This is a genomic window from Chromobacterium sphagni, assembly GCF_001855555.1.
Taxonomy (GTDB): domain Bacteria; phylum Pseudomonadota; class Gammaproteobacteria; order Burkholderiales; family Chromobacteriaceae; genus Chromobacterium; species Chromobacterium sphagni.
This window is the reverse complement of the sequence record NZ_MKCT01000017.1, coordinates 352064-375562: the sequence shown is the minus strand read 5'-3', so window position 1 is coordinate 375562 and position 23499 is coordinate 352064. Positions and strand designations below refer to the sequence as shown.

24 protein-coding genes and 1 tRNA gene are annotated in these 23499 nt (G+C 63.7%); 7 read left to right on the top strand and 18 right to left on the bottom strand.

What is annotated here, in order from left to right; all coding sequences use genetic code 11:
- Nucleotides 1-3: 3 nt before the first annotated feature.
- On the bottom strand, nucleotides 4-2349 hold the full coding sequence (locus BI344_RS10010; RefSeq protein WP_071112790.1) for a heavy metal translocating P-type ATPase: 2346 nt from the start codon (nucleotides 2347-2349) through the stop codon (nucleotides 4-6).
- A 129-nt stretch (nucleotides 2350-2478) separates the two neighbouring features.
- Here BI344_RS10010 and pncA point away from each other — a divergent pair, with 129 nt between their 5' ends.
- Nucleotides 2479-3111 carry a bifunctional nicotinamidase/pyrazinamidase gene (pncA, locus tag BI344_RS10005; RefSeq protein ID WP_071112789.1) on the top strand — a complete coding sequence of 211 codons (633 nt, stop codon included), beginning with the start codon at nucleotides 2479-2481 and terminating at the stop codon, nucleotides 3109-3111.
- Nucleotides 3112-3157: 46 nt separating this feature from the next.
- On the opposite strand, the gene corA is transcribed toward pncA, so the two are convergent.
- The 9 genes from corA to BI344_RS09960 form a co-directional block, all read right to left on the bottom strand.
- Nucleotides 3158-4222 (bottom strand): magnesium/cobalt transporter CorA, encoded by a 1065-nt coding sequence (corA, locus tag BI344_RS10000; RefSeq protein WP_071112788.1) that lies wholly within the window; start codon nucleotides 4220-4222, stop codon nucleotides 3158-3160.
- Between the two features lie 7 nt (nucleotides 4223-4229).
- A complete protein-coding gene (ppx, locus tag BI344_RS09995; protein WP_239690915.1) occupies nucleotides 4230-5723 on the bottom strand; it encodes an exopolyphosphatase in 1494 nt (497 codons plus the stop codon).
- A gap of 138 nt (nucleotides 5724-5861) precedes the next feature.
- On the bottom strand, nucleotides 5862-6566 hold the full coding sequence (phoU, locus tag BI344_RS09990) for a phosphate signaling complex protein PhoU (protein ID WP_071112786.1): 705 nt from the start codon (nucleotides 6564-6566) through the stop codon (nucleotides 5862-5864).
- Nucleotides 6567-6667: 101 nt separating this feature from the next.
- Nucleotides 6668-7327: a ribose-5-phosphate isomerase RpiA gene (gene rpiA / locus BI344_RS09985; protein WP_071112785.1), complete on the bottom strand. Its 660-nt coding sequence runs from the start codon at nucleotides 7325-7327 to the stop codon at nucleotides 6668-6670.
- A gap of 102 nt (nucleotides 7328-7429) precedes the next feature.
- A complete protein-coding gene (gene ispF / locus BI344_RS09980) occupies nucleotides 7430-7906 on the bottom strand; it encodes a 2-C-methyl-D-erythritol 2,4-cyclodiphosphate synthase (protein ID WP_071112784.1) in 477 nt (158 codons plus the stop codon).
- A 22-nt stretch (nucleotides 7907-7928) separates the two neighbouring features.
- Nucleotides 7929-8615, bottom strand: coding sequence for a 2-C-methyl-D-erythritol 4-phosphate cytidylyltransferase (gene ispD / locus BI344_RS09975; RefSeq protein ID WP_071112783.1), 687 nt, complete (start codon nucleotides 8613-8615; stop codon nucleotides 7929-7931).
- A gap of 2 nt (nucleotides 8616-8617) precedes the next feature.
- Nucleotides 8618-9337: a DNA polymerase III subunit epsilon gene (gene dnaQ / locus BI344_RS09970; RefSeq protein WP_071112968.1), complete on the bottom strand. Its 720-nt coding sequence runs from the start codon at nucleotides 9335-9337 to the stop codon at nucleotides 8618-8620.
- A gap of 49 nt (nucleotides 9338-9386) precedes the next feature.
- On the bottom strand, nucleotides 9387-9830 hold the full coding sequence (gene rnhA, locus BI344_RS09965) for a ribonuclease HI (RefSeq protein ID WP_071112782.1): 444 nt from the start codon (nucleotides 9828-9830) through the stop codon (nucleotides 9387-9389).
- 11 nt (nucleotides 9831-9841) lie between these two features.
- Entirely contained in the window at nucleotides 9842-10609 is a 768-nt protein-coding gene (locus BI344_RS09960; protein ID WP_071112781.1) for a class I SAM-dependent methyltransferase, read from the bottom strand.
- A 13-nt stretch (nucleotides 10610-10622) separates the two neighbouring features.
- Here BI344_RS09960 and gloB point away from each other — a divergent pair, with 13 nt between their 5' ends.
- Together gloB and BI344_RS09950 are read left to right on the top strand one after the other, a co-directional pair.
- Entirely contained in the window at nucleotides 10623-11390 is a 768-nt protein-coding gene (gene gloB, locus BI344_RS09955) for a hydroxyacylglutathione hydrolase (protein ID WP_338032382.1), read from the top strand.
- Between the two features lie 172 nt (nucleotides 11391-11562).
- Complete coding sequence (locus tag BI344_RS09950) at nucleotides 11563-13422, top strand: lytic transglycosylase (RefSeq protein WP_071112780.1); 1860 nt, start codon at nucleotides 11563-11565, stop codon at nucleotides 13420-13422.
- A gap of 69 nt (nucleotides 13423-13491) precedes the next feature.
- Here the strand turns inward: BI344_RS09950 and BI344_RS09945 are convergent, their stop codons facing one another.
- Together BI344_RS09945 and dtd are read right to left on the bottom strand one after the other, a co-directional pair.
- Nucleotides 13492-14556: an FUSC family protein gene (locus BI344_RS09945; RefSeq protein ID WP_071112779.1), complete on the bottom strand. Its 1065-nt coding sequence runs from the start codon at nucleotides 14554-14556 to the stop codon at nucleotides 13492-13494.
- A gap of 4 nt (nucleotides 14557-14560) precedes the next feature.
- Nucleotides 14561-15028 carry a D-aminoacyl-tRNA deacylase gene (gene dtd / locus BI344_RS09940; RefSeq protein ID WP_479415221.1) on the bottom strand — a complete coding sequence of 156 codons (468 nt, stop codon included), beginning with the start codon at nucleotides 15026-15028 and terminating at the stop codon, nucleotides 14561-14563.
- A 110-nt stretch (nucleotides 15029-15138) separates the two neighbouring features.
- Here dtd and yaaA point away from each other — a divergent pair, with 110 nt between their 5' ends.
- Nucleotides 15139-15912 (top strand): peroxide stress protein YaaA, encoded by a 774-nt coding sequence (gene yaaA / locus BI344_RS09935; protein WP_071112777.1) that lies wholly within the window; start codon nucleotides 15139-15141, stop codon nucleotides 15910-15912.
- A 58-nt stretch (nucleotides 15913-15970) separates the two neighbouring features.
- The gene (locus tag BI344_RS09930) at nucleotides 15971-16483 is read left to right on the top strand and encodes a GNAT family N-acetyltransferase (protein WP_071112776.1); all 513 of its coding nucleotides are present in this window, start codon (nucleotides 15971-15973) and stop codon (nucleotides 16481-16483) included.
- Nucleotides 16484-16600: 117 nt separating this feature from the next.
- On the opposite strand, the gene BI344_RS09925 is transcribed toward BI344_RS09930, so the two are convergent.
- Nucleotides 16601-17521, bottom strand: coding sequence for an IS3 family transposase (locus BI344_RS09925; RefSeq protein ID WP_139166942.1), 921 nt, complete (start codon nucleotides 17519-17521; stop codon nucleotides 16601-16603).
- Nucleotides 17518-17811: a transposase gene (locus BI344_RS09920; RefSeq protein WP_046166891.1), complete on the bottom strand. Its 294-nt coding sequence runs from the start codon at nucleotides 17809-17811 to the stop codon at nucleotides 17518-17520. The genes BI344_RS09925 and BI344_RS09920 overlap by 4 nt, the downstream gene beginning before the upstream one ends.
- A gap of 218 nt (nucleotides 17812-18029) precedes the next feature.
- Between BI344_RS09920 and BI344_RS09915 the strand changes: the two genes are divergently transcribed.
- Both BI344_RS09915 and BI344_RS09910 read left to right on the top strand, forming a co-directional pair.
- Complete coding sequence (locus BI344_RS09915; RefSeq protein WP_071112775.1) at nucleotides 18030-18317, top strand: hypothetical protein; 288 nt, start codon at nucleotides 18030-18032, stop codon at nucleotides 18315-18317.
- 111 nt (nucleotides 18318-18428) lie between these two features.
- Nucleotides 18429-19340 carry a GTPase family protein gene (locus BI344_RS09910; RefSeq protein ID WP_083370150.1) on the top strand — a complete coding sequence of 304 codons (912 nt, stop codon included), beginning with the start codon at nucleotides 18429-18431 and terminating at the stop codon, nucleotides 19338-19340.
- A 180-nt stretch (nucleotides 19341-19520) separates the two neighbouring features.
- Here the strand turns inward: BI344_RS09910 and BI344_RS09905 are convergent.
- The 4 genes from BI344_RS09905 to metG all read right to left on the bottom strand — a co-directional run bounded on the left by BI344_RS09905 (nucleotide 19521) and on the right by metG (nucleotide 23457).
- Nucleotides 19521-19597, bottom strand: a tRNA-Met gene (locus tag BI344_RS09905).
- A gap of 451 nt (nucleotides 19598-20048) precedes the next feature.
- On the bottom strand, nucleotides 20049-20687 hold the full coding sequence (locus BI344_RS09900) for a VC0807 family protein (RefSeq protein WP_071112966.1): 639 nt from the start codon (nucleotides 20685-20687) through the stop codon (nucleotides 20049-20051).
- A 219-nt stretch (nucleotides 20688-20906) separates the two neighbouring features.
- On the bottom strand, nucleotides 20907-21092 hold the full coding sequence (locus BI344_RS09895; RefSeq protein ID WP_071112773.1) for a hypothetical protein: 186 nt from the start codon (nucleotides 21090-21092) through the stop codon (nucleotides 20907-20909).
- A gap of 298 nt (nucleotides 21093-21390) precedes the next feature.
- Nucleotides 21391-23457, bottom strand: coding sequence for a methionine--tRNA ligase (gene metG, locus BI344_RS09890; RefSeq protein WP_420912602.1), 2067 nt, complete (start codon nucleotides 23455-23457; stop codon nucleotides 21391-21393).
- Between the last annotated feature and the right edge of the window lie 42 nt (nucleotides 23458-23499).

Sequence of the window (23499 nt, the reverse complement as noted above, 5' to 3'; positions counted from 1 at the left end):
GGCTCAGCGCCAGCGGCGCAACAACAGCGAATTGGATACCACAGATACCGAGCTGGCGGCCATCGCCGCGCCGGCGATCACCGGATTGAGCATGCCCAGCGCCGCCAGCGGAATGCCCAGCGCATTGTAGACAAAGGCGAACAGCAGATTCTGGCGGATCTTGGCCAGGCTGGCGCGCGACAGGCGGATCGCATCCACCGCGTGCCGCAGATCACCGTGCATCAGCGTGATGTCGGCTGCGGCGATCGCCACGTCGGAACCGGCCCCCATCGCCAGGCTGACATCCGCCGCCGCCAGCGCCGGCGCGTCGTTGACGCCGTCGCCCAGCATCGCCACCTTGCCGCCCTTGCCCTGCCAGTCCCTGACCACGCCGGCCTTGTCCTGCGGTTTCATGCCGGCGCGCCACTCGACGATCCCGGCCTGAGCCGCGATGCTGCGGGCAGTAGCCTCCTGGTCGCCGGTCAGCATCACCACCTTCACTCCCAAGGCCTGCAAATCCCTCACCGCGGCGGCGGAGCTGTCACGCAATGAATCAGCCAGCGCCAGCAGGCCTTGCGACTCGCCGTCCAGGCTCACCGCCACCACCGTGGCGCCCTCCGCCCGCCAGGACTGCGCCGCGGCGGGAAGCTCCACCCCCACCCACTCCGGCACGCCGACCCTGACCATGCCCACATCCGCCAGCGCCGCCTCCACCCCGTTGCCGACATCTGCGCGGAAGCTGGAGCAGGACAGCAGCGGCAGCTGCAACTCCTTGGCCCTCTGCAGCATGGCGTGGGCCAGAGGATGCTCGGAACCGGCCTCGGCGCTGGCCGCCAGCTGCACCAACCGCGCCTCGCTGCCACTCAGCGCCAACGCATGGCGCAAGGTCGGCCGGCCCTCGGTCAGAGTGCCGGTCTTGTCCACCAGCAGGACCGCCACCTTGCCGGCCAGCTCAAGCGCCGCGGCGTTACGGAACAGGATGCCGCGCCGCGCGCCGTTGCCCACGCCCACCATCACCGCGGTCGGCGTGGCCAGGCCCAGCGCGCACGGGCAGGCGATCACCAGCACCGCCACCGCGCGGATCAGCGCCTGCGCCCAGTCGCCGCCCATCCAGCCGGTGGCGAGGAAGGTCAGCAGGCTGAGCGCCGTCACCACCGGCACAAAGACGGCGGAAATCCTGTCGGCCAGCCGCTGGATCGGCGCCTTGCTGCCCTGGGCCGCCGCCACCATGCGCACGATCCCGGCCAGCTGGGTTTCGCTGCCGACGCCGGTTGCGCGCACCTTCAGCATGCCGTCCTGGTTGCGGGTGGCGGCACAAACCCTGTCGCCGGCCTGCTTCAGCACCGCGCGGCTCTCGCCGGTCAGCATGCTCTCGTCCAGCCAGGCTTCGCCCGACACCACCTCGCCATCCACCGGCAGATTGTCGCCATGGCGCACCACCACCACGTCGCCGCGCCGCAGGCTGTCCACCGCCACTTCCACCAATTGGCCATCGCGCTCCAGCCTGGCGGTCTTGGGCGCCAACTTCATCAGCGCGGCGATGGCCGCCGAGGTCTTGCCTTTGGCCCTGGCCTCCAGCAGCTTGCCCAGCAACACCAGCGTGATCACCGCCGCGCTGGCCTCGAAATACACATGCTGGCCGGGGATATCCCACAGCGTCACCGCCGCCGAAAGCAGCCAGGCCATGCTGGTGCCCAGCGCCACCAGCACGTCCATATTGGCGACGCCTCCCCTCAGCGCCTGCCAGGCGCCGCGGTAGAAACGCCAGCCGACGACGAACTGCACCGGCGTGGCCAGTGCCAGCTGCCACATCCTGGGCAGCCAGCCGTGATGGCCGCCGGCGAACATCACCGCCATCTCGATCATAAAAGGCAGGGTCAGCAAGGCGGAGACCGCAAACCAAGCCAGTTCGCCGCGGTAGCGCGCGGTGGCGGCGGCTTCGCCGCCATCGGCGCTTTGCAAAACCGGCTCGAAACCGGCGCGGCGCACCTCGGCCAGCAGGCGCTGTTGATCGATCAGGCCAGGCAAAAACTCTACGCGCGCCGACTCCGCGGCGAAATTGACAATCGCCTCCACCCCCGGCAGCCGGTTCAAGGCCTTTTCCAGCCGCGCGGAGCAGGCGGCGCAGCTCATGCCGCCTATATCCAGATTGAGCGCCTGGCGCGGCACGGTGAAACCGCAGCGGACAATGGCGTCCACCAGTTGCTGCGGACTGCTGCGTTCGGGATCGTAATGCAGTTGCGCGCTCTCGTTGGCGAAGCTGACCGACGCCTCGACGCCGTCCAGACGGTTAAGCTGTTTCTCGATGCGGGCGGCGCAGGCGGCGCAACTCATGCCGGCGACCGGCAAGGTAAGCAGGGACTGGGTCATCGTGTTCTCCTGTCGCCATTATATACCCCCCAAGGGTATTAAACGCAAACGGCGCGGCGCCCGGCGCTCTTTACCCCTGGCCCCTGCCGTGTTAACAAGATGACTGACGAGCAACAACAAGGTAGCCCCATGCCCCTGAAACGTTATGGCGCCGACTGTGCATTGATCGTGGTGGATGTGCAGAACAGCTTCTGTCCCGGCGGCGCGCTGGCCGTGCCCGGCGGCGACGAAGTGGTGCCGCTGATCAACCATCTGTCGCTGTTGTTTGAAAACGTGGTGCTGACCCAGGACTGGCACCCGGCGGGCCACATATCGTTCGCCGGCAGCCATCCCGGCAGCCAGCCCTTCCAGAGCGTCGAGCTGCCCTATGGCAGGCAGACGCTGTGGCCGGAGCACTGCGTGCAGGACAGCGTCGGTGCCGACTTCCACCCGAAACTGGAAATCCAGCACGCCCGCCTGATCGTGCGCAAGGGTTGCAACCCGCTGGTGGACAGCTATTCCGCCTTCGTCGAAGCCGACCGCGCCACCCGCACCGGCCTGGCCGGCTATCTGCAAGAACGCGGCGTCAAGCGCCTGTGGCTGGCGGGGCTGGCCACCGATTTCTGCGTGGCCTGGAGCGCCATCGACGCCTGCGCCGCCGGCTTCGACACCACCGTGATCGAAGACGCCTGCCGCGCGATAGACATCGACGGCTCCCTGTCCGACGCCTGGTTGCAAATGCGCCAGGCCGGCGTGAAGCGGCTGCGCTCGGACGAGGTGTAAGCGCAAAAAAGCCGGCGCTTGCCGGCTTTTTTCCATTATTGCGCGCTCAAATCCACCTCCGCCTCCAGAACCACCAGCCCATGCCGGCGGAAATGGCGGCCATCGCCAGCAGCACCAGATAGTAGCCATAGCGCCACTTCAGCTCCGGCATGTTCTCGAAATTCATCCCGTAGATGCCGGCGATCAGCGTCAACGGCATGAAGATCATGGTGATCACCGTCAGTACCCGCATCTGCAGGTTGAGCCGGTGCGACTGGGTGGACAGGTACAGGTCCATCATGTCGCCCACCATCTCGCGACTCATTTCCAGCGATTCGAGCACATGCACCACATGGTCGTAGGCATCGCGCAGATAGACGCGGGTATCGTCGGCGAAGCGCTCCTGCTCGCCGCGGTTCAGCGACAGCAGCACCTCGCGCAAGGGCATCAACGCGCGGCGCAGCTTCAGGCAGTCGCGCTTCAACCGCTGGATCTGGCGCAGCACGCCGTTGTCGCGCCCCTGCAAGAGCTGGCTGTCGGTGCGCTCCACCTTGTCGTTGAACTGGCCCAGCACGCCGAAGTAATCGTCGATGATGGCGTCCAGCAGCGAATAGGCGAGGTAGTCGGCGCCGCGCTTGCGCAAAGCGCCGCGGCCCTTGCGCAGCCGGTCCCTCACCTGCTCGAACACCCCTGTCGGCCGCTCCTGGAAGGTCAGCACGAAGCCGTCCCCCAACACCAGATACATCTGGTCGGACTGCAGCCGGCCGCCACCCTGGTAGTCGAACACCCGGCAGGCCAGGAACAGGTAGTCGTCGTACTCTTCCAGCTTGGGACGCTGGCGTGCGTTGAGTATGTCCTCCTGCACCAGCGGGTGCAGGCCGAAGCGCTCGCCCACCGCCTGGATCGCGTCGGCGTCGCTCAGGCCGTAGACGTTCAGCCACAGCACTTCGCCGCGCCGGCGGTAGCCGGCCAGATCGGCCAACGCCAGCGCCGCCCGCTCCAGGCAATCGTCGCCATCGTAGTCGAACAGCGACAAGTCGGTCGCCGCGTGCTTGGCTGCGCCCACCGACAACAAGCTGCCGGGCTGTTCGCCCAGCGTCGGCAGCCTCTCCTTCAGTTCCGGATGCCGCATCCGCCGCCTATTCCTGCACGATGTCGAGCTGGAAGCCGACGTTCTTCCACTGCCCCACTTCCTGGCGGAAACTACTGGCCGACAGAGGATTGTCGCTCAGCCAGCTCTTGCTCAGCGACAGGGTGAAGCCGCTGGCGTGCTGCTGCAAATCCAGCCGGGCCGGCAGCTCCACATTGATGCGGCTGCGGTAGAACAGCACCGCCAGCCGCAGCGCGACCACCGCCTGCCACAAAGCCGGCTGGCTGATGTACTGCGTCATCTTGCCCATGTCGCCGCGGTGGCCCAGCACGATGGCGGCCAGCGTCGCCTGCTCGCGCTTGGAAAAGCCGGGCATGTCGGCGTTCTGCAGGATATAGGTGGAGTGCTTGTGATAGGCGGTGTGGGCGATGGACAAGCCGATCTCGTGCAGCTTGGCCGCCCAGCACAAGCGCTTGAGCATGTCCTGGTCGACGTCCTCGCCGGCCACCATCCGGTACAGTTTCTCCGACAGCTGGTTAACGCGCTCGGCCTGCTGGGTGTCCACATGGTAGCGGCGCTTGAACAGCGCCACCGTGCTGTCGCGCATGTCCTTCTCGCGCTGGCGGCCCAGGAGGTCATACAACACGCCGTCGCGCAACGCGCCCTCGGTGACGATCATCTTCTCGACCTGCAGCTCCTCGAACACCGCGATCATGATGGCCAAGCCACCGGCCAGCACCGGCGCGCGGTCGGCCTTCAGGCCGTTGACCTTGACCGCGTCTATGCTGCCCTGCTCGATCAGGATGGCGCGCAGCCGCTCCATGCCAGCGAGCGTGATGTCGGCGCGGCTCCAATCGTTGATCTCCAGCACATCGCGCAGCGAGCGGGCGGTGCCGGAGGTTCCCACCGCGAGCTGCCACTCGCTGGGACGGTATTCATGGCGGATGCGCTGGATCTCATTGCGCGCCGCCAGCACCGCGTCGCGGAAGTTGCTGCGCGTCAACTTGCCATCCGGGAAAAAGCGCAGCGTGTAGCTGACGCAGCCCAGCGGCAGGCTTTCGGTGACCAACGCCTTGTAGTGGCTGCCGATGATGAACTCGGTGGAGCCGCCGCCGATGTCCACCACCATGCGGCGCTCCTTGGTGTCGGGGAGCGAATGGGCGGCGCCCAGGTAGATCAGCCGGGCCTCTTCGCGGCCGGCGATCACTTCTATCGGGAAACCCAGCTTCTCCTCGGCCTCGGCGATGAAGCCGGGCGCGTTCTTGGCCACCCGCAAGGTATTGGTGCCGACCACGCGCACCTGGGCCGGCACAAAGCCGCGCAAGCGCTCGCCGAAGCGGGCGAGGCAGGCCAGCGCCCGCTCGCGGGTGTCGTCGTTCAGGTATTTGTCGGCGGTCAGCCCGGCGCCGAGGCGCACGGTCTCCTTCATCACGTCCAGCGTGTACAGCTGGTCGTCCACTACGCGGGAGACCTGCAGCCTGAAACTGTTGGAGCCCAGATCGATAGTGGCAAGCACGGTGTGGGGGGGCGTGGCGTGTGTCAAAGACACCCCTTTTCTTGTTCGGTTGCGCCTGACGCTTTGGCGCGGGGCGAACGGAGCCCGGCGCGCGCGGCAAGCAAAATGGCGGTAACCGTGAAATGTTACCGCCATTTTGGCTCCAGCGTCATGTCCGAGACTCGCTCAATGTCCCAGCGTCTCGCGCTTCTTGTCTTCCAGCGTGGTGTGGCGGATGTCCTTGCCCTTCACCAGATAGACCACGTATTCGGAGATGTTCTTCGAGTGATCGCCGATGCGCTCTATCGCCTTGGACATGAACAGCGTGTCGATGGACATGCTGATGGTGCGCGGATCTTCCATCATGAAGGTGATCAGCTGGCGCAGCTCGGCGGCGAAGTTCTCATCCAGCCGCTGGTCTTCCTCGGCCAGTTCCAGCGCTGCGCTGGTGTCCAGCCGGGCAAAGGCGTCCAGCGCGCGGCGCAGCATCGCCAGCGCCGATTCGGCCATCTTCTGGATCTCGCGGAAGCGCGGCATCTGGAAGCGCTCGGACTGGTGGATGGTCTTGCCCATCCGCGCGATCTTCTGCGCCTCGTCGCCGATGCGCTCCAGGTCGGTGATGATCTTGATCACGGTGAAGACGATGCGCAGGTCGCTGGCCGCCGGCTGGCGGCGGGCGATGATGTGCAGACAGTCGTCGTCAATGCCCACCTCCATCGCGTTGACCAGCGCATCCTCGGCGATCACCTTGTCCAGGCGGACGATGTCGCCGGACATCAAGGCATCGATGGCCGACAGGATCTGCTGCTCCACCAGCCCGCCCATCTGCAGCACCCGGGTCCGGATGGTTTCCAGCTCCATGTCAAACTGCTTGGAAATATGTTCTGCCATGTTCGCCTCAAGGTCTTGCAGCTAAAAGAAAATGGTAAGACAAGCAGATGACAGCAGCGTGACACGCCGTCCTACCACGAATTTTCAGTCCGGCGCGCCGCTCAGCGCAGCACCTGCACCCCGCTCTGCCGGCCCAGCACCAGCACGTCGGCGCGGCGGCGGGCAAACAGGCCGCAGGTCACCACCCCGGCGATGTGGTTGATGGTTTCCTCCAGCTCCACCGGCTTCATGATCTGCAGGCCGTGCACGTCGATGATCACATTGCCGTTGTCGGTGACCACGCCCTGGCGCAGCTCGGGGTGGCCGCCCAGCTTCACCAGTTGGCGCGCGACGTAGCTGCGCGCCATCGGGATGACTTCGATCGGCAGCGGGAACGCCCCCAGCATGGCCACGTACTTGTTCTCGTCGGCGATGCAGACGAATTCGTCGGCCACGCCGGCCACGATCTTCTCCCGCGTCAGCGCCGCGCCGCCGCCCTTGATCATGTGCAAGTGATGGTTGATCTCGTCCGCGCCGTCGATGTAGACCGGCAGCTTTTCCACCTCGTTGAGGTCGAACACCGGGATGTGGTGGGCCTTGAGCCGGGCGGTGGAGGCCTCAGAGCTCGACACCGCGCCCTTGATGCGCCCCTTGATACCGGCCAGTTCCTCGATGAACAGGTTGACGGTGCTGCCGGTGCCCACCCCGATGATGGCGTCTTCCGGCACGAATTCCAGCGCTTTCTTGGCGACGGCGAGTTTCAATTGATCCTGGGTCAGCATGATAAGGCCTCCTGGCGAGTGTGAGGGCTCATGCCCGGCATGAGCGACGTTGCGCGATTATCCCACAAGCGGACCGCCATCGCATGCCGCCCGCAAACCGCCTTAAGCCGGCATCAACAGGCAGACCGCCTGCGCTTCTATCGCCTCGCAGCGGCCCAGGTAGCCCAGTTTCTCGTTGGTCTTGCCCTTGACGTTGACCGCGCCTACGTCCAATCCAAGGTCGGCGGCGATATGGGCGCGCATCGCGTCGATGTGCGGCGCCAGCTTGGGTTGCTGCGCGATCAGCGTGCTGTCCACATTGACCGGCCGCCAGCCGGCTGCCCGCACCCGGGCGACGGCCTCGCGCAGCAGCGCTCGGCTGTCCGCGCCCTTGAATTCGACGGCGGTATCCGGAAAATGGCGACCTATGTCGCCCAGCGCCGCCGCGCCCAGCAACGCGTCGGTAATCGCGTGCAGCAGCGCGTCGGCGTCGGAATGGCCCAACAGACCCTTGTCGTGCGGAATGACCACGCCGCCCAGGATCAGCGGCCGGCCCGCCACCAGTTGATGCACATCGTAGCCTTGTCCGATACGGAACATCTTATTCCTCGAATCTTGCAATCTATTGACCATCGCGCGCGGCCAGGATGGCGCGCGCCAGCGCCAGGTCGCGCGGATAGGTCACCTTGAAATTCTGCGCGTCGCCTTCCACCAGCAATGGTTTAAGGCCCGCGCGCTCGATGGCGGACGCCTCGTCGGTGATGTCGTCGGCCGGCTGGTCCCGCAAGGCGTTCGCCAGCAGCCCTGCGCGGAACATCTGCGGCGTCTGCGCCAGCCATAGGCCGTTGCGCGGCACGGTGGTGCCGACGTGGCCTTCGCTGTCGGCGCGCTTGACGGTGTCCGGCACCGGCAAAGCCAGCAAGCCGCCGACAGGATGCCCGGCCAGCGTGGCGATCAGACGCTCCACCGCCGCCACCGACACGCAGCAGCGCGCGGCGTCGTGCACCAGCACCCAGTCGTCGTCGCCGGAAGCCACCGCCGCCAGTCCGTGGCTCACGCTTTCGGCGCGGGTGGCGCCGCCGACGCGGTAGACGCGCAGCTTGGGCAGATCCCAGTTGAAATCGTCGAACCACTCGTCGTGCGGGGAAATCACCACCGCCACCTCGTCGATGGCGGACACCGCCGCCAGCGTGGCCAGCGTGTGCCACATCAGCGGCTTGCCGTTGAGCTGCAGGTACTGCTTGGGGCTGGCCGCGCCAAAACGGCTGCCGGAACCGGCCGCCGGCACCAGGGCGATGTATCTGGCCATGGTCAGCCTTCCGCCTGCGCCGGCTGCTCCAGGCTGCGCCACAAGCACGGCCCCTTCACCGCCTTGTCCAGCGCGTCCAGATAGGCCTGGTGCTCGGCCTGCTCCGCCTCGCTGGCGGCCAGCACCTTCAACGGCTTGCGCTCGAACTGGATGGCGCCGCCGGCGTCGCCGGGCAGCTCCACGTCGATGTCCATCGCCAGGCTCTCCTGGCCGCGCGTCATCCACAGGTACACTTCGGACAGCAGTTCGCAGTCCACCAGCGCGCCGTGCAGGGTACGGTTGGAGCGGTCTATCTCGAAACGGTCGCACAGCGCGTCCAGGCTGTTGCGCTTGCCCGGGAACATGTCGCGCGCCTCGCGCAGCGTGTCGATCACGCCGGCGCACAAGGCGCTTACCGGCTCCAGCCCCATCTTGGCGAACTCGGCGTTGAGAAAGCCCACGTCGAACGGCGCGTTGTGGATGATCAGCTCCGCCCCGCGCAGGAAATCGGCGATCTCCTGCCCCACCTGGCGGTACACCGGCTTGCCGGCAAGGAACTCCAACGAGATGCCGTGCACCCGCTGCGCGTCCGGATCGATGTCGCGCTCGGGATGGATGTAAAGATGCAAGTGCTTGCCGGTAAGCTTGCGGCCCACCATTTCCAGACCGGCGAACTCGACGATGCGGTGGCCTTGCTGCGGATCGAGACCGGTGGTTTCGGTATCGAGAATAATCTGTCTCATGCTGCTTCCCGCGGGCCGCGCCATGCTGCGCGGCCACAACTTGTCTTGCTCAGACCGACTCCACGCCCTTATTGGCGAGCTGGTCGGCTCTTTCGTTGAATTCGTGGCCGGCATGGCCCTTTACCCAGCGCCACTCCACCGCCAGATGGCGGTTGCGCTCGGCATCCAGCTCCTGCCACAGGTCGGCGTTCTTCACCGGCTCCTTGGCCGCGGTCCTCCAGCCACGCGCCTTCCAGCCGTGTATCCACTCGGAAATGCCTTTTTGCACATATTGCGAGTCGGTATAGACCACCACATTGCAGGGCCGGTTCAACGAGGCCAGCGCCCGGATCACCGCCATGATCTCCATCCGGTTGTTGGTGGTGCCGCGCTCGCCGCCGCAGATCTCCTTCTCCTTGCCCTTGTAGCGCAACAGGGCGCCCCAGCCCCCGGGACCGGGGTTGCCCTTGCAGGCGCCGTCGGTATAGATCTCGACCTTGTCTTCCGTAGTCATGCTGTCTCTAGTCAATGGCAGGACGGCGCGCCGTCCCGCTCGGTTGTATCGCGCCGCTTGTGGGTATGCTGGCGCTCGTTGCCCGCCACCACGCCCAGCGCGCCCTTGCTCTTGGCCTGCTTCTGCTTCCAGCTGGGGGTGATCAGCCGCATGCCGCGCTGGCGCTTGACCGCCTCGATGCCGTACACCCCGGCGGCCAGCGGCCACCAGCGCTCGCCCGCGCCCTCCATGAATCCGCAGCGGCACAGCCAGTCGCTGCGCGTGAACGGCGGCGCGTAGGCCATGAAGGCGGCGCCCTCCAGCTCGAGATCCAGCAGCGTCAGCCAGTCTCTCACCCGGAGCTGGGTCAGGAAGCTGCCGTTCCACGGCACCGACTCCCGCCCCTGGATCAGCCGCCGCACCCCCCATAGCGACAACGGATTGAAGCCGGTCAGAATCAAACGGCCCTCTGGCATCAGCACCCGATCCGCTTCGCGCAATACCTGATGCGGCTGGGTGGTAAAATCCAGCACATGGGGCATCACCAGCAGATCGAGGCTGCGGTTTTCAAACGGCAGGAAGGCCGGATCGCAACAGACGTCCACCGCGCCGCAATCCGCCACCCGGCATTGCCAGGGAATGCGGTTGCCGCGCAGGCAGTCAATTTCAGGCACGCCGACCTGCACCGCGTGGTAGCCGAACACATCCGCCACCACCCGCTCGAAATAGTCTTGCTCGCGCGCCAGCAGATAGCGGCCCAGCTCGGTGCCGGTCAGCCAGCCGCCAAACGAATTTTTCATTGAGGAAGGCCTTATGCCAGCCATGTTCAACGTCACCCCGATCGGGGCGTTCTCAGACAATTATATCTGGGTTTTGCAACAGGACGGTCGCGCAGTTGCCGTCGACCCGGGCGAAGCCGCCCCTCTGCTGCGTTTCCTCCAGCGGGAAAAACTGCGGCTCGACGCCATCCTGGTCACCCATCACCACGCCGACCATTGCGGCGGCTTAGCCGAACTGGCGCGGGCCTGGCCGGACGCCGTGGTCTACGGCCCCCCCGGAATCGCCGGCGTGACCAAGGAAGTAAAGGCAGGCGATACCGTACGCTTGCCGATGGGCGATGCGACGGTGCTGGCGGTTCCCGGCCACACCCTGGACCATCTGGCATACCGGATCGACGACGCCCTGTTTTGCGGCGACACGATGTTCGCCGCAGGCTGCGGCAGGGTGTTCGAGGGTACGCCGGCGCAATTGCTGGCTTCGCTGAAAAAACTGGCGCAACTGCCGCCATCGACCAAAGTTTACCCGGCCCACGAATACACGCTGTCCAATCTGCGCTTCGCCCTGGCCGCCGACCCTGCCAATCCGGTGCTGGCGGTGCGGCAAAGCCGCGACCAGGGACTGCGCGAGCGCGGCCAGCCCACCCTGCCCAGCACCATCGCCCTGGAACTCGCCAGCAACCCCTTTCTGCGCTGCGCGGAGCCGGCTATCCGCCAAAGCCTGCTGGCGCAAGGGGGACGCGAAGACGATGACGAAGCGGCCAGTTTCGCCCGTCTGCGAGCCTGGAAGGACGATTTTCGCTAAAAAAAGCCATGCCGGATAAGTAATTCCCCGCAGCCGCGCGCCAATCTCCTTCACACGCCGGAGAGATAGGCTATTAACAATGAAAGCACATGAAATTATTTGGTTTTTTCAATTGACACCCTATAAGTGCATGTTTAGGATCAGCCGGAATTAGAATTATGGGCCCGTCTGCATGAAACGCCTCACCCCGTTGGCACTAACCGTGTCCCTAGCATTGCTATCCGCATCGCCGGCCATCGCCGGCGCCGATCCTGCCGTCCGCGCTCCCGGCGTGGACGAAGCGTTGGCCGCCGGCCTGGACATGATGCTGCAAAACTCCAGCCTGTTGCGCAATGGCGACGACGTCTGGAAGCGGGCGCGGGAAGGCTTCAGGCTGGACGAGGTCAATGCCGACGTGGTGCGCCGCCAGGAGCGCTTCTACGCCAGCCGGCCCGAGTACTTCAAACGCACGCTGGACCGCAGCCGAAAATACCTGTTCCACATCATGAACGAAGTTGAGCGCCGCGGCATGCCGACCGAGATCGCGCTGCTGCCGATGGTGGAAAGCGCCTTCGTCCCCACCGCGCTGTCGCGCGTCCCCGCCTACATCTCCCCCACCGGTGCCTCCGGCCTGTGGCAGATCATGCCTGCCACTGGACGCCAGTACGGCCTGGAGCAGACCTGGTGGTACGACGGCCGCCGCGATGTGATGGAATCGACGCGCGCCGCGCTGGATTACCTGCAGAACCTCTACGCCCAGTTCGGCGACTGGAGCCTGGCGCTGGCAGCCTACAACTGGGGCGAAGGCAATGTAGCGCGCGCGCTGGCCAAGGCTCAGGCCGCCGGCCTGCCCCCAACCTACGAAAACATCCGCCTGCCTAACGAAACCCGCAACTACGTGCCCAAGCTGCTGGCGGTGCGCAACATCCTGCTGAATCCGGAAAAATACGGCATGCGGCTGGACAAGTTCCCCAACAAGCCCTATTTCGTCGCAGTTTCCACCGGCAAACACATGAACATCGACATCGCCGCCCGGTTGGCCGGCATCTCGGTGGCGGAATTCAAGGAACTCAACCCGGCCTTCAACCTGCCGGTGTACGCGTATAAGGCGGGACGACAGATGCTGCTTCCCGCCGGCAAGGCGGACAAATTCGAGGCGAACCTCGACAAATGGAGCAAGCCGCTGCTGACTTGGGAGGTTTACATTCCCAAGAGCGACGCCAATGCCAAAGACATAGCCAACGAGCACGGCATGAGCGCCAACCAGCTGCTGGCCGCCAACCGCCTGTCCGGCTCCACGCTGAAAGCCGGCCAACCGGTGCTGGTGGCGATGAACAAGGCGATGAACGACGGCCAGCCGGTGGAGTCCATAGATACCCCGCTGAACAGCGCCCCGGCAGGCGTCACCATGCTGGCTCAGGTCGACACCGCCGCGGCCGTCAGCACTCCGCCAGCGGCCACCCCAGCCGCAACCGTCGTCGCCATGGCGGACACCTCGGCAGCCGTGCCTGCCGCGCCGGAGGCAAAAATGGAGCCCGCTCCGACCGCCCAGACGGCAAGCGCCGGCGACAGCACCGTAGCCCAGGCCATCCGCATAGCCAGCGCGGCCAACATGGCAAGCAGCCAGGCCGACGCCCAGTCACTGGCCACCAGCGATCTGGATCGCTATACCGTCTCCGGCGGCGACACCCTGTACAGCATCGCCCGCCGCAACAATCTGAGCGTGGACGAGTTGAAAACCCTGAACCGCCTGGAAGGCAATATCGTGCAGGTGGGCCAAGAGCTGCAGCTGAAAACCATCGACCAGGGCGACGCCCAGCTGGCCAGCGCCGCCCCGTCCGACAACGGCGGCGATCCATCCCTGGTCAAGGTCAGCAACGCCAGCCCGGCCCCGTCCCGCCACTCCACCGAATACACGGTGCGGCGCGGCGACACGCTGTTCAGCATCGCCCGCCGTTTCGGCGTCAAACACAACGATATCCAGCGCATCAACGGCAGCCGCCAGGCCAACCACCTGCAGCCAGGACAGAAAGTGAAGATAGTCGGCCTGTAAACGCCGCCGTCGCACCGCCGCAAAACAAACGGCCCGGAAAATTCCGGGCCGTTCCGCATCTGCACGCGCCTACCGAGCCTGATTCGTCCCGCGGCCAACGCCGCGCATGCGCCGCACCAGGCTGCGCGCCGGCGGCGGCACGGCGATCAGCTGCGGCAGGGTCCGCTGCAGGTTCTGCCGCAACTCCTCCACCGTCAGCGTCAACTCCGCCACCAGCCAGTGGCAATGCGACGGCCACTGCATCCGCGCCGGATTGTCCGCCGCCGGCAGCGGCTGCTCCAGCAGCTGCGGCTGATTGAAGCGCAGCGCGTGCGCAGCGCGCAACAAGGCAAGCACGATGGCGCGCCGCGGCGACCCCTCCTCCACCAGTGCCGGCGTCGTCTCCGCCACCTCAGCCATCCGATCCAGCAAGGTCCACATGCCGCGCTGGCAGCGCTGCACCTGATCCAGCTGGCTGTGCGCCAGCGACGACTCCTGCGTCACCGCCGGCAGCAACCCGCGCATACGGATCAACCTGGCGTTGAACTGCTCCAGCGCGGCATCGCCCTCCACCGGCAGCCGGCGCGCAATGCGGTTGTACAGCAGCGCCGCCTCGCGCAGATTGTCCGCCAGCAGAAAACGCCAGCTGTCCATCGCCCGCAGCGGCAGAGTGGCCGCCGCCGCCATCCCGATCAGCGAGCCGAGCAATACATTGCAACTGCGCCACAAAGCCTCGACGATGGGCTCGTCGCCCAAGCCGCCGACAATCACCAGTGTGATGCCCGTCAGCAACGCCAGATAGCCGCCGCCGCCCTGCGCATGCCAGGTGCTGAAACCCACCACCACCAGCATCCACGCATAACAGGCGTAAGGCGACCAGCCATGCAGCACGATGGCCGCCAAACCTGCCAGCGCGCCCAGCAGCGAACCGCCCATCCGCTCCAGCGCCTTGCGCTGCACGCCGCCCCAGTGCGGCACCCCGCCCAGCACGATCAGGATGGTCACCAGCATCCAGCCGCCGTGCGGCATGCCGGTCCATACCGTCAGCAACAGGCCGAACAGAAACGCCAGCGCCACCCGCAGCACATGCACTTGGCGCGCATAGCGGTTCAGGTAATACGGCACCACCAGCACCCGCCACGGCAGCTTGTTCATCGCCTCACTCCGGATTGCGGCTGTCCAGCCAGATGGTGACCGGGCCATCGTTGACCAGGTCCACTTGCATGTCCGCGCCGAACACCCCCGTGGGCACCGGCTGGCCCAGCGTCGCCGCCAGTTCGGCGACGAAGCGCTCGAACAGCGGCTGCGAAACCTCGCCCCGCGCCGCGCGCGAATACGACGGCCGGTTGCCCTTTTTCACACTGGCGTACAGCGTGAACTGGCTGACTGCCAGCGCCTGGCAGCCGCTCTCCAGCAGCGAGCGGTTCATCACCCCGGTCTCGTCGTTGAAAATGCGCAACTGGCTGATCTTGCGCACCAGCCAGGCGATGTCCTCGGCGCCGTCCGCCTCCCCTACCCCCACCAGCAGCAGCAAGCCCGCGCCGATCTGCCCCGTCACCTCATTTGCCACCGTCACCGCCGCCTGGCTCACTCTCTGCACCAACACCCGCATCCGGATTGTCCTCATCGTCAAACACGATTCATTCTATCCAATCCGCCCTCCTCGCGCCGACCGGCGCGCCCGGATGCGGCGAGCTTGGGTACAATAGCCGGCTATTCACCAAAAGGATTTGCCGCATGTTGATGGTCATCTCGCCGGCCAAGACGCTGGACTACCAAACGCCCCCGGCCTCCGAGCAATTCAGCCAGCCCGCCCTGCTGAGCCACAGCGCCGAGCTGATAGGCGTGTTGCGCCGGAAAAGCCCGCTGGAAATCAGCCAGTTGATGAGCATCAGCGATGCGCTGGCCAACCTCAACGTCGGCCGCTACGCCGACTGGCGGCCGCCGTTCGCGCCCGACAACGCCAAGCAGGCGCTGTACGCCTTCATGGGCGATGTCTACGAAGGTCTGGACGCCGGCAGCCTGGACACCGACGCCACCGGCTATCTGCAACAGCGCCTGCGCATCCTGTCCGGCCTCTACGGCGTGCTGCGTCCGCTGGACCTGATGCAGGCCTACCGGCTGGAAATGGGCACCCGCCTTGCCAACCCGCGCGGCAAAAACCTGTACGAGTTCTGGGGCGATATCGTCACCGACGCACTGAACGCGCAACTGGCGGAGCTGGGACAGCACACCCTGGTCAACCTGGCGTCGGAGGAGTACTTCAAGTCGGTGAAGCCGAAGCGGCTGAACGCCGCCATCGTCACGCCGGTATTCCAGGACCGCAAGAATGGCCATTACAAGATCATCAGCTTCTACGCCAAGCGCGCGCGGGGGCTGATGGCGCGCTGGGCGGCGGAAAATCGGGTCAGGCAGCCGGAAGCGCTGCGCGATTTCGACAGCGCAGGCTATGCTTTCGACCCTGCCGCGTCCAGCGAACTGAGCTGGGTATTCCGCCGCGATCTGGAATGAGCGGCCGGTCTGGTCCGATAGCATTGGCATCAACAGCTTCGTCCCACAGGATGGCACCATGATCACCACCCGCCTGGCCGCTCCCGCCGACAGCGATGCCCTCGCCGAGCTGTTCTATCAAATGGACAAGCATTACTTCGGCGCGGAACGGGCCAAGCTCGACGCGTCGGCCCGCTATGTCGCCGCCAACCTGTTCCAGCCGCATTGCGGCGTGCAGACCATGCTGGCGGAGCGAGACGGACTGACGCTGGGCCTGGCCACCTTCTCCCTGCTCTATCCGGCGCCGGAGTACAGCGGCCAACTGTTCATGAAAGACCTGTTCACCTGCGAAGAGGCCCGCGGCAGCGGCGCAGGCAAAACCTTGCTGCAGGCGCTGGCCCGGCTGGCGCTGGAGCATGGCTGCCAACGGCTGGACTGGACCGCCGAGCGCGGCAATGCGGCAGCGTTGGCGTTTTATCGCCACATCGGCGCCAGCGTGGTGGAGGACAAAGTGTATTACCGCATCAGCGGCGCCGCATTGACAGCTTTCGCCCGGAATCATCCCGGCCAGCAGCAGGCGACACATAGCTAGCCAGGATCTCCCGCACATCTCGCAGCACGTCTCCGGCATGCAGAATGGCGGCATGAGATTGCGAATAACCCTGCATTCGGAATGCCTGCCGCTGCGCCTCGTCGCGCAACTGGCTGCTTAGGCCCCCGGCCGTCGCCCGGCTCCAGAATCCAAGGGCTTACGCCGAAAACCGAACAGCAGGAAATGCCGCGTAGCAGCCGGCAAAACTCTTGGTGCGCCGCTCTCCAGTTGAAAAAGCTGCCGCAAAAAACGCTGCCCGGCGTCAGATTGCGCCAACTGTCCACCACCCAAGGCGCATGACCACGCCCAGGCCGGCGCAGCCAGCGTCAGCAGAACGGGCATCAGTCCCGAGGCCTTTGAACGGGCTTCGGCGTCAGGCGGGAATTTGTCTACGGTTCCCGAGACAGTCCACTTCAGCAAAGCCTGGTAGTCAAAGGCACAGTACTGACTCCCACGGTCCGAATGCAGAATCACCTCTCCTGAAGGCTTGCGACGCGCCACCGCCATCGTCAGGGCAGCATGCACCAGTTCTTGCTGCATTCGGTGATGCATGGCCCAGCCCACTATCGCCCGGGAGTACAAGTCGAGTACCACCGCCAGGTACAGCCACCCCTCACTGGTCCGGATATAGGTCATATCCGACACCCAACGCTGATTGATGTCGCCACCAGCAGCAAATTGTCGCTGCAGCAGATTGGGCGCCACGGGTAGAAGGTGTGGACCACCACTGACGGATCGCCAACGTTTACGAGTTCTAACCCTGATACCGTTTCGCCGCATCAAGTCCGCGATGCGATGCCGCCCGCAGGCGAAGCCCTGTGCAAGAAGTTCGGCATGAATACGCCGATGGCCATAAATACCCTTGACCTCGGCATGCACCAGCCGGATTTCACGTAGTAGTTGTCGGTTCGCCATCTCTCGCGCCGAAGGTGGGCGGTGTAGCCAAGCATAGTAGCCACTGCGGGACACACGAAACAGTTGGCACATCGGGGCTACCGGGTAGCGGCCTGACAGAGCCTGAATCGCGCGGAATTTCACTTCGTGGGTTGCGAGAAGATGGCGAGCGCCTTTTTTAGGACATCGCGCTCCATGGTAACGCGGGCCAGCTCATCCCGCAGTCGCTTGAGCTCGGCGGCTTCACCGGTCTGTTTGCCTCGGCCGGGGAAGGCATCGGGTCCGGCGTCTTGGAGCTGACGCTTCCACTTGCCCAGCAGCGACTCGGTAATGTCGAAGGCTTGGGCAACATGCCGTAACGGGGTGCCGGCAAGTACCTGCTCAACCGCTTCGCGCTTGAGGGCCTCCGGGAAAGTACGTCTGGTCTTGATCATGAACACTGCTCCTTGGTGGGGATTATCCACCTTAAGTTAGTGTCCACGGGGATCGGGACAGACCAAACTCCGCCGAGTATCGCGAAGCCTACCAATGCGCCTTAAACGGTTTAAAAGAAGGCAGCGCGGGCGGCGCTGCGTTCTGCGTAGGCAATTCCCGAGATCCATCCAAGCTGGAAGAAAAAGCCTACGCCGATGCCGAGCGCGACTTTAAGCGGATGAAGAATGGCGGCACGACTGCGTCGCAAGGTGGTTGCGCCTTCCACCACGCCACCTGGATTGCCAATGGCACCCATGCCGATGGATTCGAGGAAGGCTTGCAGCAGATCACGAACCTGAAGGCCGCCGCCAACTTGGTTTTCATGCGCGATATGAAGTTTTACGACAGCCGCAATATGGAAATCCCCTGGAGCGTGGCGCAGAAATGGTTTTACAAGAAGGGGGATCGCGGCGTGATCTCGCCATTCGCAAAGAAGACCTGCAATAAGGCGCAGCTGACCGGCTGAAGCCTATCTAGCGGCCCGGTTGGCATCTGACCTGACGGTCTGTCCAAGCCGCGCAGCCAATCTTATTGACCCCTTATTGACGGCATAACACCCATCCTCAGCGCACCGAGGATGGGCGTGCTATTTCTTGGAGAAAGCATCATGAGACCACCTGCCTCACGGCAAGAACTCGCGCAATGGCTGCAACAGCCCTTCCAGTCCCATGCCAGTGCATTCAGCGACGAACAGCTGAACAAACTGCGTGACCGCATCGAAGAGCTGGTGAATTACGAAGCCGCAGTCGGCTTGATGGGCAAAAGCGGCGCCGGCAAGTCCAGCCTGTGCAATGCCCTGTTCGGGCAAGAAGTCGCCGAAGTCGATGACGTCGCGCCTTGCACCGTCGGCGCGTCCGAATACACCCTGGCCTACCAGAACGGCAAAGGCATCTCGCTGATTGATCTACCCGGCGTCGGTGAACGCCAGGATAAGGAAGCCACTTACGCCAAGCAGTATCAAGAGATGCTGCCGGAACTGGATCTGGTGCTGTGGCTGATCAAAGCGGATGATCGCGCCCTAAGCGTGGACGAGCAGTGCTATCAGCGCCTGATCCTGCCCTATCTGATCGAGCACGATATTCCATTGCCATTCGTGGTGAATCAGGTAGACAAGATCGAGCCGTGCCGGGAATGGGACTTCATCCACAGCATGCCTGGTCCGCAACAGCTGACCAACATCAGCCGCAAGCAGATGCAGATCAGCCAGCTGTTCAACGTGCCATTAACCCAGATCTTCATCACTTCCGCCATGGAAGGCTACGGCCTGCAGATCCTGATCGAGCAAATCATCCATAGGCTGCCCAAAGAAAAAAAGTGGAGCGTCACGCGAGAGACCCGCGCCGAGTACGTGACGCCTGCCATGCAGCGGGAATCCATAGATGGGCTGTGGGATACGATCAAAGAAGCCGCCAAGACGATCTTGCGCGAAACCTGGACCACGATCGCCAGTAGAGTGGAGAACTGGTTCAGCAAACTGTTCGGCTGGTAATAGAGAACAACAGGTAGCTTGAGGAAGGGGATGCTTGGCATCGCATCCAGCAGGAACCGCCTGCTGACCGCGTTGATTCACAGCGACCGAGACGGATCGAATCCGCTTACACAGCGGTTACACGGTCTGGAAAAGCAAAAAGGCCAACTTCGAAAAGTTGGCCTAAGTGCTTGCTTTATTTGGTTGCGGGGGCAGGATTCGAACCTACGACCTTCGGGTTATGAGCCCGACGAGCTACCAGACTGCTCCACCCCGCGTCTGAATTCTGTGTCTGCGCTGTGTTTCGTGCAGAGGAGCGAACTATATCCCTCAAGAGGGCTGACGTCAAGCTTTCAGCTGAAACTATTTTCAAATCCAGCGCAAGCCACTGTTCATACTCTTTAACAGATGCCGGCGGCAAAAACATAAGCCATCAACAAAAGACCGCTACATTAACAACGTGGTCGGCACCGAAGCGAAAGCAGCGGTGTCACGCAACCGGAATGTGGTCTGCCAACCGCTTCCGGACGCGGAACCGGCCTTGTGCATTTTGACGGGTGTTGCTGCCTGTAGGCGACTGCCAGCGCAGACAGATTACGGCAATACCTGTTCTCCTAAGTGTTCATCACGGAACTTCGGGCCGCCTTGTGCGGCCCATTTTTTTGCATTGCGCTCAGGAGAATCCAGATTGTACCCGGATTCAATATTCAATGCCAATCCAACACCACTTCAAGCCCCCGCCCCGGCCACCTCTTGCCCAGGCGACGGCTCCCTAGCCAACCGCCGCCTCAACAACCAGGTGGCGGCGCATAGCAGGCCCATCGCGCCATAACTGATCCAGGGCAGCAGCAGCAAGGAGCGCTCCACCGGCCAGTGCCAGGCCAGATAGCAACGCAACAGCATCTCCAGCACCAGGCCACAACCCCACACCGCGGTCATATTCCGCATACCGCGCCGGAAAGGCGATTGCGACCACAGCTGCTCGCAATGCCCACCCCCATCTTCCCGCTGCCGCTCAAGCGCCGTCCGGGCCAGATAGAACACCAACGGTCTGGGCAGCAGCATGGACAACAGGAAGGCTACGCCGAACAACCCGGACAGCAGCGATTCGCGCAACAGTAGCACCCGTTCCCCTCCGCCCAACACCATCGCCAGCAGCGACAAAACAATACCCAGCAAGACCATCATGCTCATGACATCGACGCGCCGACGATGCCACAGCTCCCAAACGCTCCATGCCATGGGAGGCGCGGAAGACAACAACAAGCCCGCCATCTCTCCCCGGTGAGGCTGCGCCCATCGGTAGCACAACCAAGGCAGCAGGAAATTGATCAGCAACTCAAGCAGCAATTGGACGCGTCTGGACATGGAGAAAGCTCTGAAAAAATAGTCAACCTGCTGACTTTCCATGCCATTGTCAACATCAGCATCCAGCACGCCCCAGCCAAGCCACCGCTGCACGCGCCTCCCAGCTCGACCCGAAGGCGGATCGGACGAGCTGGCGGCAGAGGAAAAAGCGAAGCCCCGCATCGCGGGGCTTTGACTTGGCGCACGGCACAAGCGCCGCCGTAATATTCGGGATTGGAATCAGGCCGCAGCCTGGATGAATCCATTGGCGGGATACATGGCGCTTGCCAGTCCCAGCGCCGATCGGAAAGTCACTTCAAACATCTTGCCAACCTGTCGGATGCTGACCACTTCGTAGTGGACCACGCTACCGCTGTCCTTATGCTCGAAAACTTTGTAGCCTGGTTTCAATTGCGAGATTTTCATAATTCACGTCCTTTTTATTTTTTTCACTAAAAAACATACACATATCTGATATTAGTCGTTATGCCTGAAAAAAAGTTCCGCCGCAAGCGATGCCTCTCAGTCGCCTGCCCAAACTGTAGCAAGCCAGGATGACAAGGCCGTGACGGATGCGTGGCAGGCGCCTGGCGCCTGCGCGGTAAAGTAAAACCCCAGTTACCAATATGGTAGCCGGGGTCACGATAACCAAGTCTCATTAAACTACTTGGTAATACTACTTATTTGCCATGATCCAGATCAAGACCTAACGGTACGAAATACATCAACCAATGCGCATGCCCGCTTTGACGCCGGCATCCACGTCCAGCAAGTACAGGCCTTCGCCGTCATCGGTGCCGGAAGCGCAGACTATCATGCCCTGCGATACGCCGAAACGCATCTTGCGCTCGGCCAGGTTGGCCACCACGATCACATGGCGGCCAACCAGTTTTTCCGGCTCCTGATAGGCCTTGCGAATGCCGGAGAAAATATTGCGCTTTTCAAAGCCCAGGTCGACGGTGAACTGCAGCAGCTTGTCCGAGCCTTCGACGAAGTTGCACTCCAGCACCTTGCCTACGCGCAGGTCCACCTTGGCGAAGTCGTCGATCTTGATGGTTTCGGCCAGCGGCTCGTGGGCCGCAGCCGGGGCGTCTTGGGTAGCTTGCATGTTCTCTTTGTTCGCTTCTATCAGTTTGTCTATCGATGCCGGGTCCACGCGCTGCATCAGGTGCTGGTAGGCGTTGATCTTCTTGCCAAGCAACAAGGCCTGCGCATCGCCCCAGCAGAGCGGCGCTACGTCGAGGAAGGACTCGACGCCTTCGGCCAGCTTGGGCAGCACCGGCTTCAGGTAGATGGTCAGCAGGCGGAAAGCGTTGATCAGCACGGTGCAGACTTCCTGCAGCCGCGCGTCCCGCCCCTCGAGCTTGGCCAGCTCCCACGGCTTGTTGGCGTCGACATAGGCGTTGACCACGTCGGCCAGCGCCATGATGTCGCGCAGCGCCTTGGCGTACTCGCGCGCCTCGAACGCCGCCGCCAGCTCGTCGGCGGCCGCCTGCAGCCGGGCCAGGATCTCCATGTCGGACACGCTGCCGGCCAGCTGGCCGTCGAAGCGCTTGGCGATGAAGCCGGCGGAGCGGCTGGCGATGTTGACGAACTTGCCCACCAGGTCGGAGTTCACCCGCGCCACGAAGTCGTTCAGGTTGAGGTCGATGTCCTCGATGCGGCCGTTGAGCTTGGCGGCGATGTAGTAGCGCATCCACTCGGGATTCAGGCCGCAGTCCAGATAGCTCTTGGCCTGGATGAAGGTGCCGCGCGACTTGGACATCTTCTGGCCGTCCACGGTCAGGAAGCCGTGGGCGAACACGCCGGTCGGCGCGCGCAGGCCGGAATAGTTCAGCATCGCCGGCCAGAACAGCGCGTGGAAATACAGGATATCCTTGCCGATGAAGTGGTACATCTCGGTGTGGGAATCCTTGCCGAACCACTCGTCGAAGTTCAGGCCAGTGCGGTCGCACAGGTTCTTGAAGCTGGCCATATAGCCGATCGGCGCGTCCAGCCACACATAGAAATACTTGCCCGGCGCGTCGGGAATCTCGAAGCCGAAGTAAGGCGCGTCGCGGCTGATGTCCCAGTCCTGCAGGCCGCCCTCGATCCACTCGTTCATCTTGTTCAGCGATTCCGGCTGCAGATGCGGCTGGATCGCGCCATCGGCGCGTGCGCTGCTGCCGCTGGTCCACTGCTTCAGGAAATCGGCGCACTCGCCCAGACGGAAGAAGTAGTGCTCGGAGGTTTTCAGCACCGGCTTGGCGCCGGACACCGCCGAGTACGGGTTCTTGAGCTCGGTCGGGTTGTAGGTGGCGCCGCAGACTTCGCAGTTGTCGCCGTACTGATCCTTGGCGGAACACTTCGGGCACTCGCCCTTGACGAAGCGGTCCGGCAGGAACATCTGCTTTTCCGGATCGTAAAGCTGCTCGATGGTGCGCACGGCGATCTTGTCGTCGGCGCGCAGCGCCTTGTACACCTGGCTCGCCAGTTCCTTGTTTTCCGGACTGTTGGTGCTGTAGTAATTGTCGTGCCCAATCAGGAAGCCCTGCGAATCGGCGACATGCAGCGTGCGCACCTCGTCCACCAGCTGTTCCGGCGAAATGCCGCGCTTTTCGGCAGCCAGCATGATCGGAGCGCCATGGGTGTCGTCGGCGCAGACGTAATAGCACTCATGGCCGCGCATCTTCTGGAAGCGCACCCAGATGTCGGTCTGGATCTGTTCCAGCATATGGCCGAGGTGAATCGCGCCATTGGCGTAAGGCAGTGCGCTGGTCACCAGAATCTTGCGTTTGGTCATTCGGATCATTCCCTGGATTGGCAATCTCAAGCGATCGATTATAGAGACAGA

Excerpts from the sequence above, each read along its gene's own strand:
- rnhA (WP_071112782.1), bottom strand. The coding sequence starts at position 9,830 with ATGACTACGGAAGACAAGGTCGAGATCTATACCGACGGCGCCTGCAAG.
- BI344_RS09915 (WP_071112775.1), top strand. The coding sequence starts at position 18,030 with ATGAAGAATGGCGGCACGACTGCGTCGCAAGGTGGTTGCGCCTTCCAC.
- pncA (WP_071112789.1), top strand. The coding sequence starts at position 2,479 with ATGCCCCTGAAACGTTATGGCGCCGACTGTGCATTGATCGTGGTGGAT.
- dtd (WP_479415221.1), bottom strand. The coding sequence starts at position 15,028 with ATGAGGACAATCCGGATGCGGGTGTTGGTGCAGAGAGTGAGCCAGGCG.
- BI344_RS09920 (WP_046166891.1), bottom strand. The coding sequence starts at position 17,811 with ATGATCAAGACCAGACGTACTTTCCCGGAGGCCCTCAAGCGCGAAGCG.
- corA (WP_071112788.1), bottom strand. The coding sequence starts at position 4,222 with ATGCGGCATCCGGAACTGAAGGAGAGGCTGCCGACGCTGGGCGAACAG.
- phoU (WP_071112786.1), bottom strand. The coding sequence starts at position 6,566 with ATGGCAGAACATATTTCCAAGCAGTTTGACATGGAGCTGGAAACCATC.
- BI344_RS09900 (WP_071112966.1), bottom strand. The coding sequence starts at position 20,687 with ATGTCCAGACGCGTCCAATTGCTGCTTGAGTTGCTGATCAATTTCCTG.
- gloB (WP_338032382.1), top strand. The coding sequence starts at position 10,623 with ATGCCAGCCATGTTCAACGTCACCCCGATCGGGGCGTTCTCAGACAAT.
- BI344_RS09960 (WP_071112781.1), bottom strand. The coding sequence starts at position 10,609 with ATGAAAAATTCGTTTGGCGGCTGGCTGACCGGCACCGAGCTGGGCCGC.
- BI344_RS09930 (WP_071112776.1), top strand. The coding sequence starts at position 15,971 with ATGATCACCACCCGCCTGGCCGCTCCCGCCGACAGCGATGCCCTCGCC.
- BI344_RS10010 (WP_071112790.1), bottom strand. The coding sequence starts at position 2,349 with ATGACCCAGTCCCTGCTTACCTTGCCGGTCGCCGGCATGAGTTGCGCC.
- BI344_RS09895 (WP_071112773.1), bottom strand. The coding sequence starts at position 21,092 with ATGAAAATCTCGCAATTGAAACCAGGCTACAAAGTTTTCGAGCATAAG.
- BI344_RS09910 (WP_083370150.1), top strand. The coding sequence starts at position 18,429 with ATGGGCGTGCTATTTCTTGGAGAAAGCATCATGAGACCACCTGCCTCA.
- ispF (WP_071112784.1), bottom strand. The coding sequence starts at position 7,906 with ATGTTCCGTATCGGACAAGGCTACGATGTGCATCAACTGGTGGCGGGC.
- dnaQ (WP_071112968.1), bottom strand. The coding sequence starts at position 9,337 with ATGAGACAGATTATTCTCGATACCGAAACCACCGGTCTCGATCCGCAG.
- BI344_RS09945 (WP_071112779.1), bottom strand. The coding sequence starts at position 14,556 with ATGAACAAGCTGCCGTGGCGGGTGCTGGTGGTGCCGTATTACCTGAAC.
- ispD (WP_071112783.1), bottom strand. The coding sequence starts at position 8,615 with ATGGCCAGATACATCGCCCTGGTGCCGGCGGCCGGTTCCGGCAGCCGT.
- rpiA (WP_071112785.1), bottom strand. The coding sequence starts at position 7,327 with ATGCTGACCCAGGATCAATTGAAACTCGCCGTCGCCAAGAAAGCGCTG.
- yaaA (WP_071112777.1), top strand. The coding sequence starts at position 15,139 with ATGTTGATGGTCATCTCGCCGGCCAAGACGCTGGACTACCAAACGCCC.
- BI344_RS09950 (WP_071112780.1), top strand. The coding sequence starts at position 11,563 with ATGAAACGCCTCACCCCGTTGGCACTAACCGTGTCCCTAGCATTGCTA.
- metG (WP_420912602.1), bottom strand. The coding sequence starts at position 23,457 with ATGATCCGAATGACCAAACGCAAGATTCTGGTGACCAGCGCACTGCCT.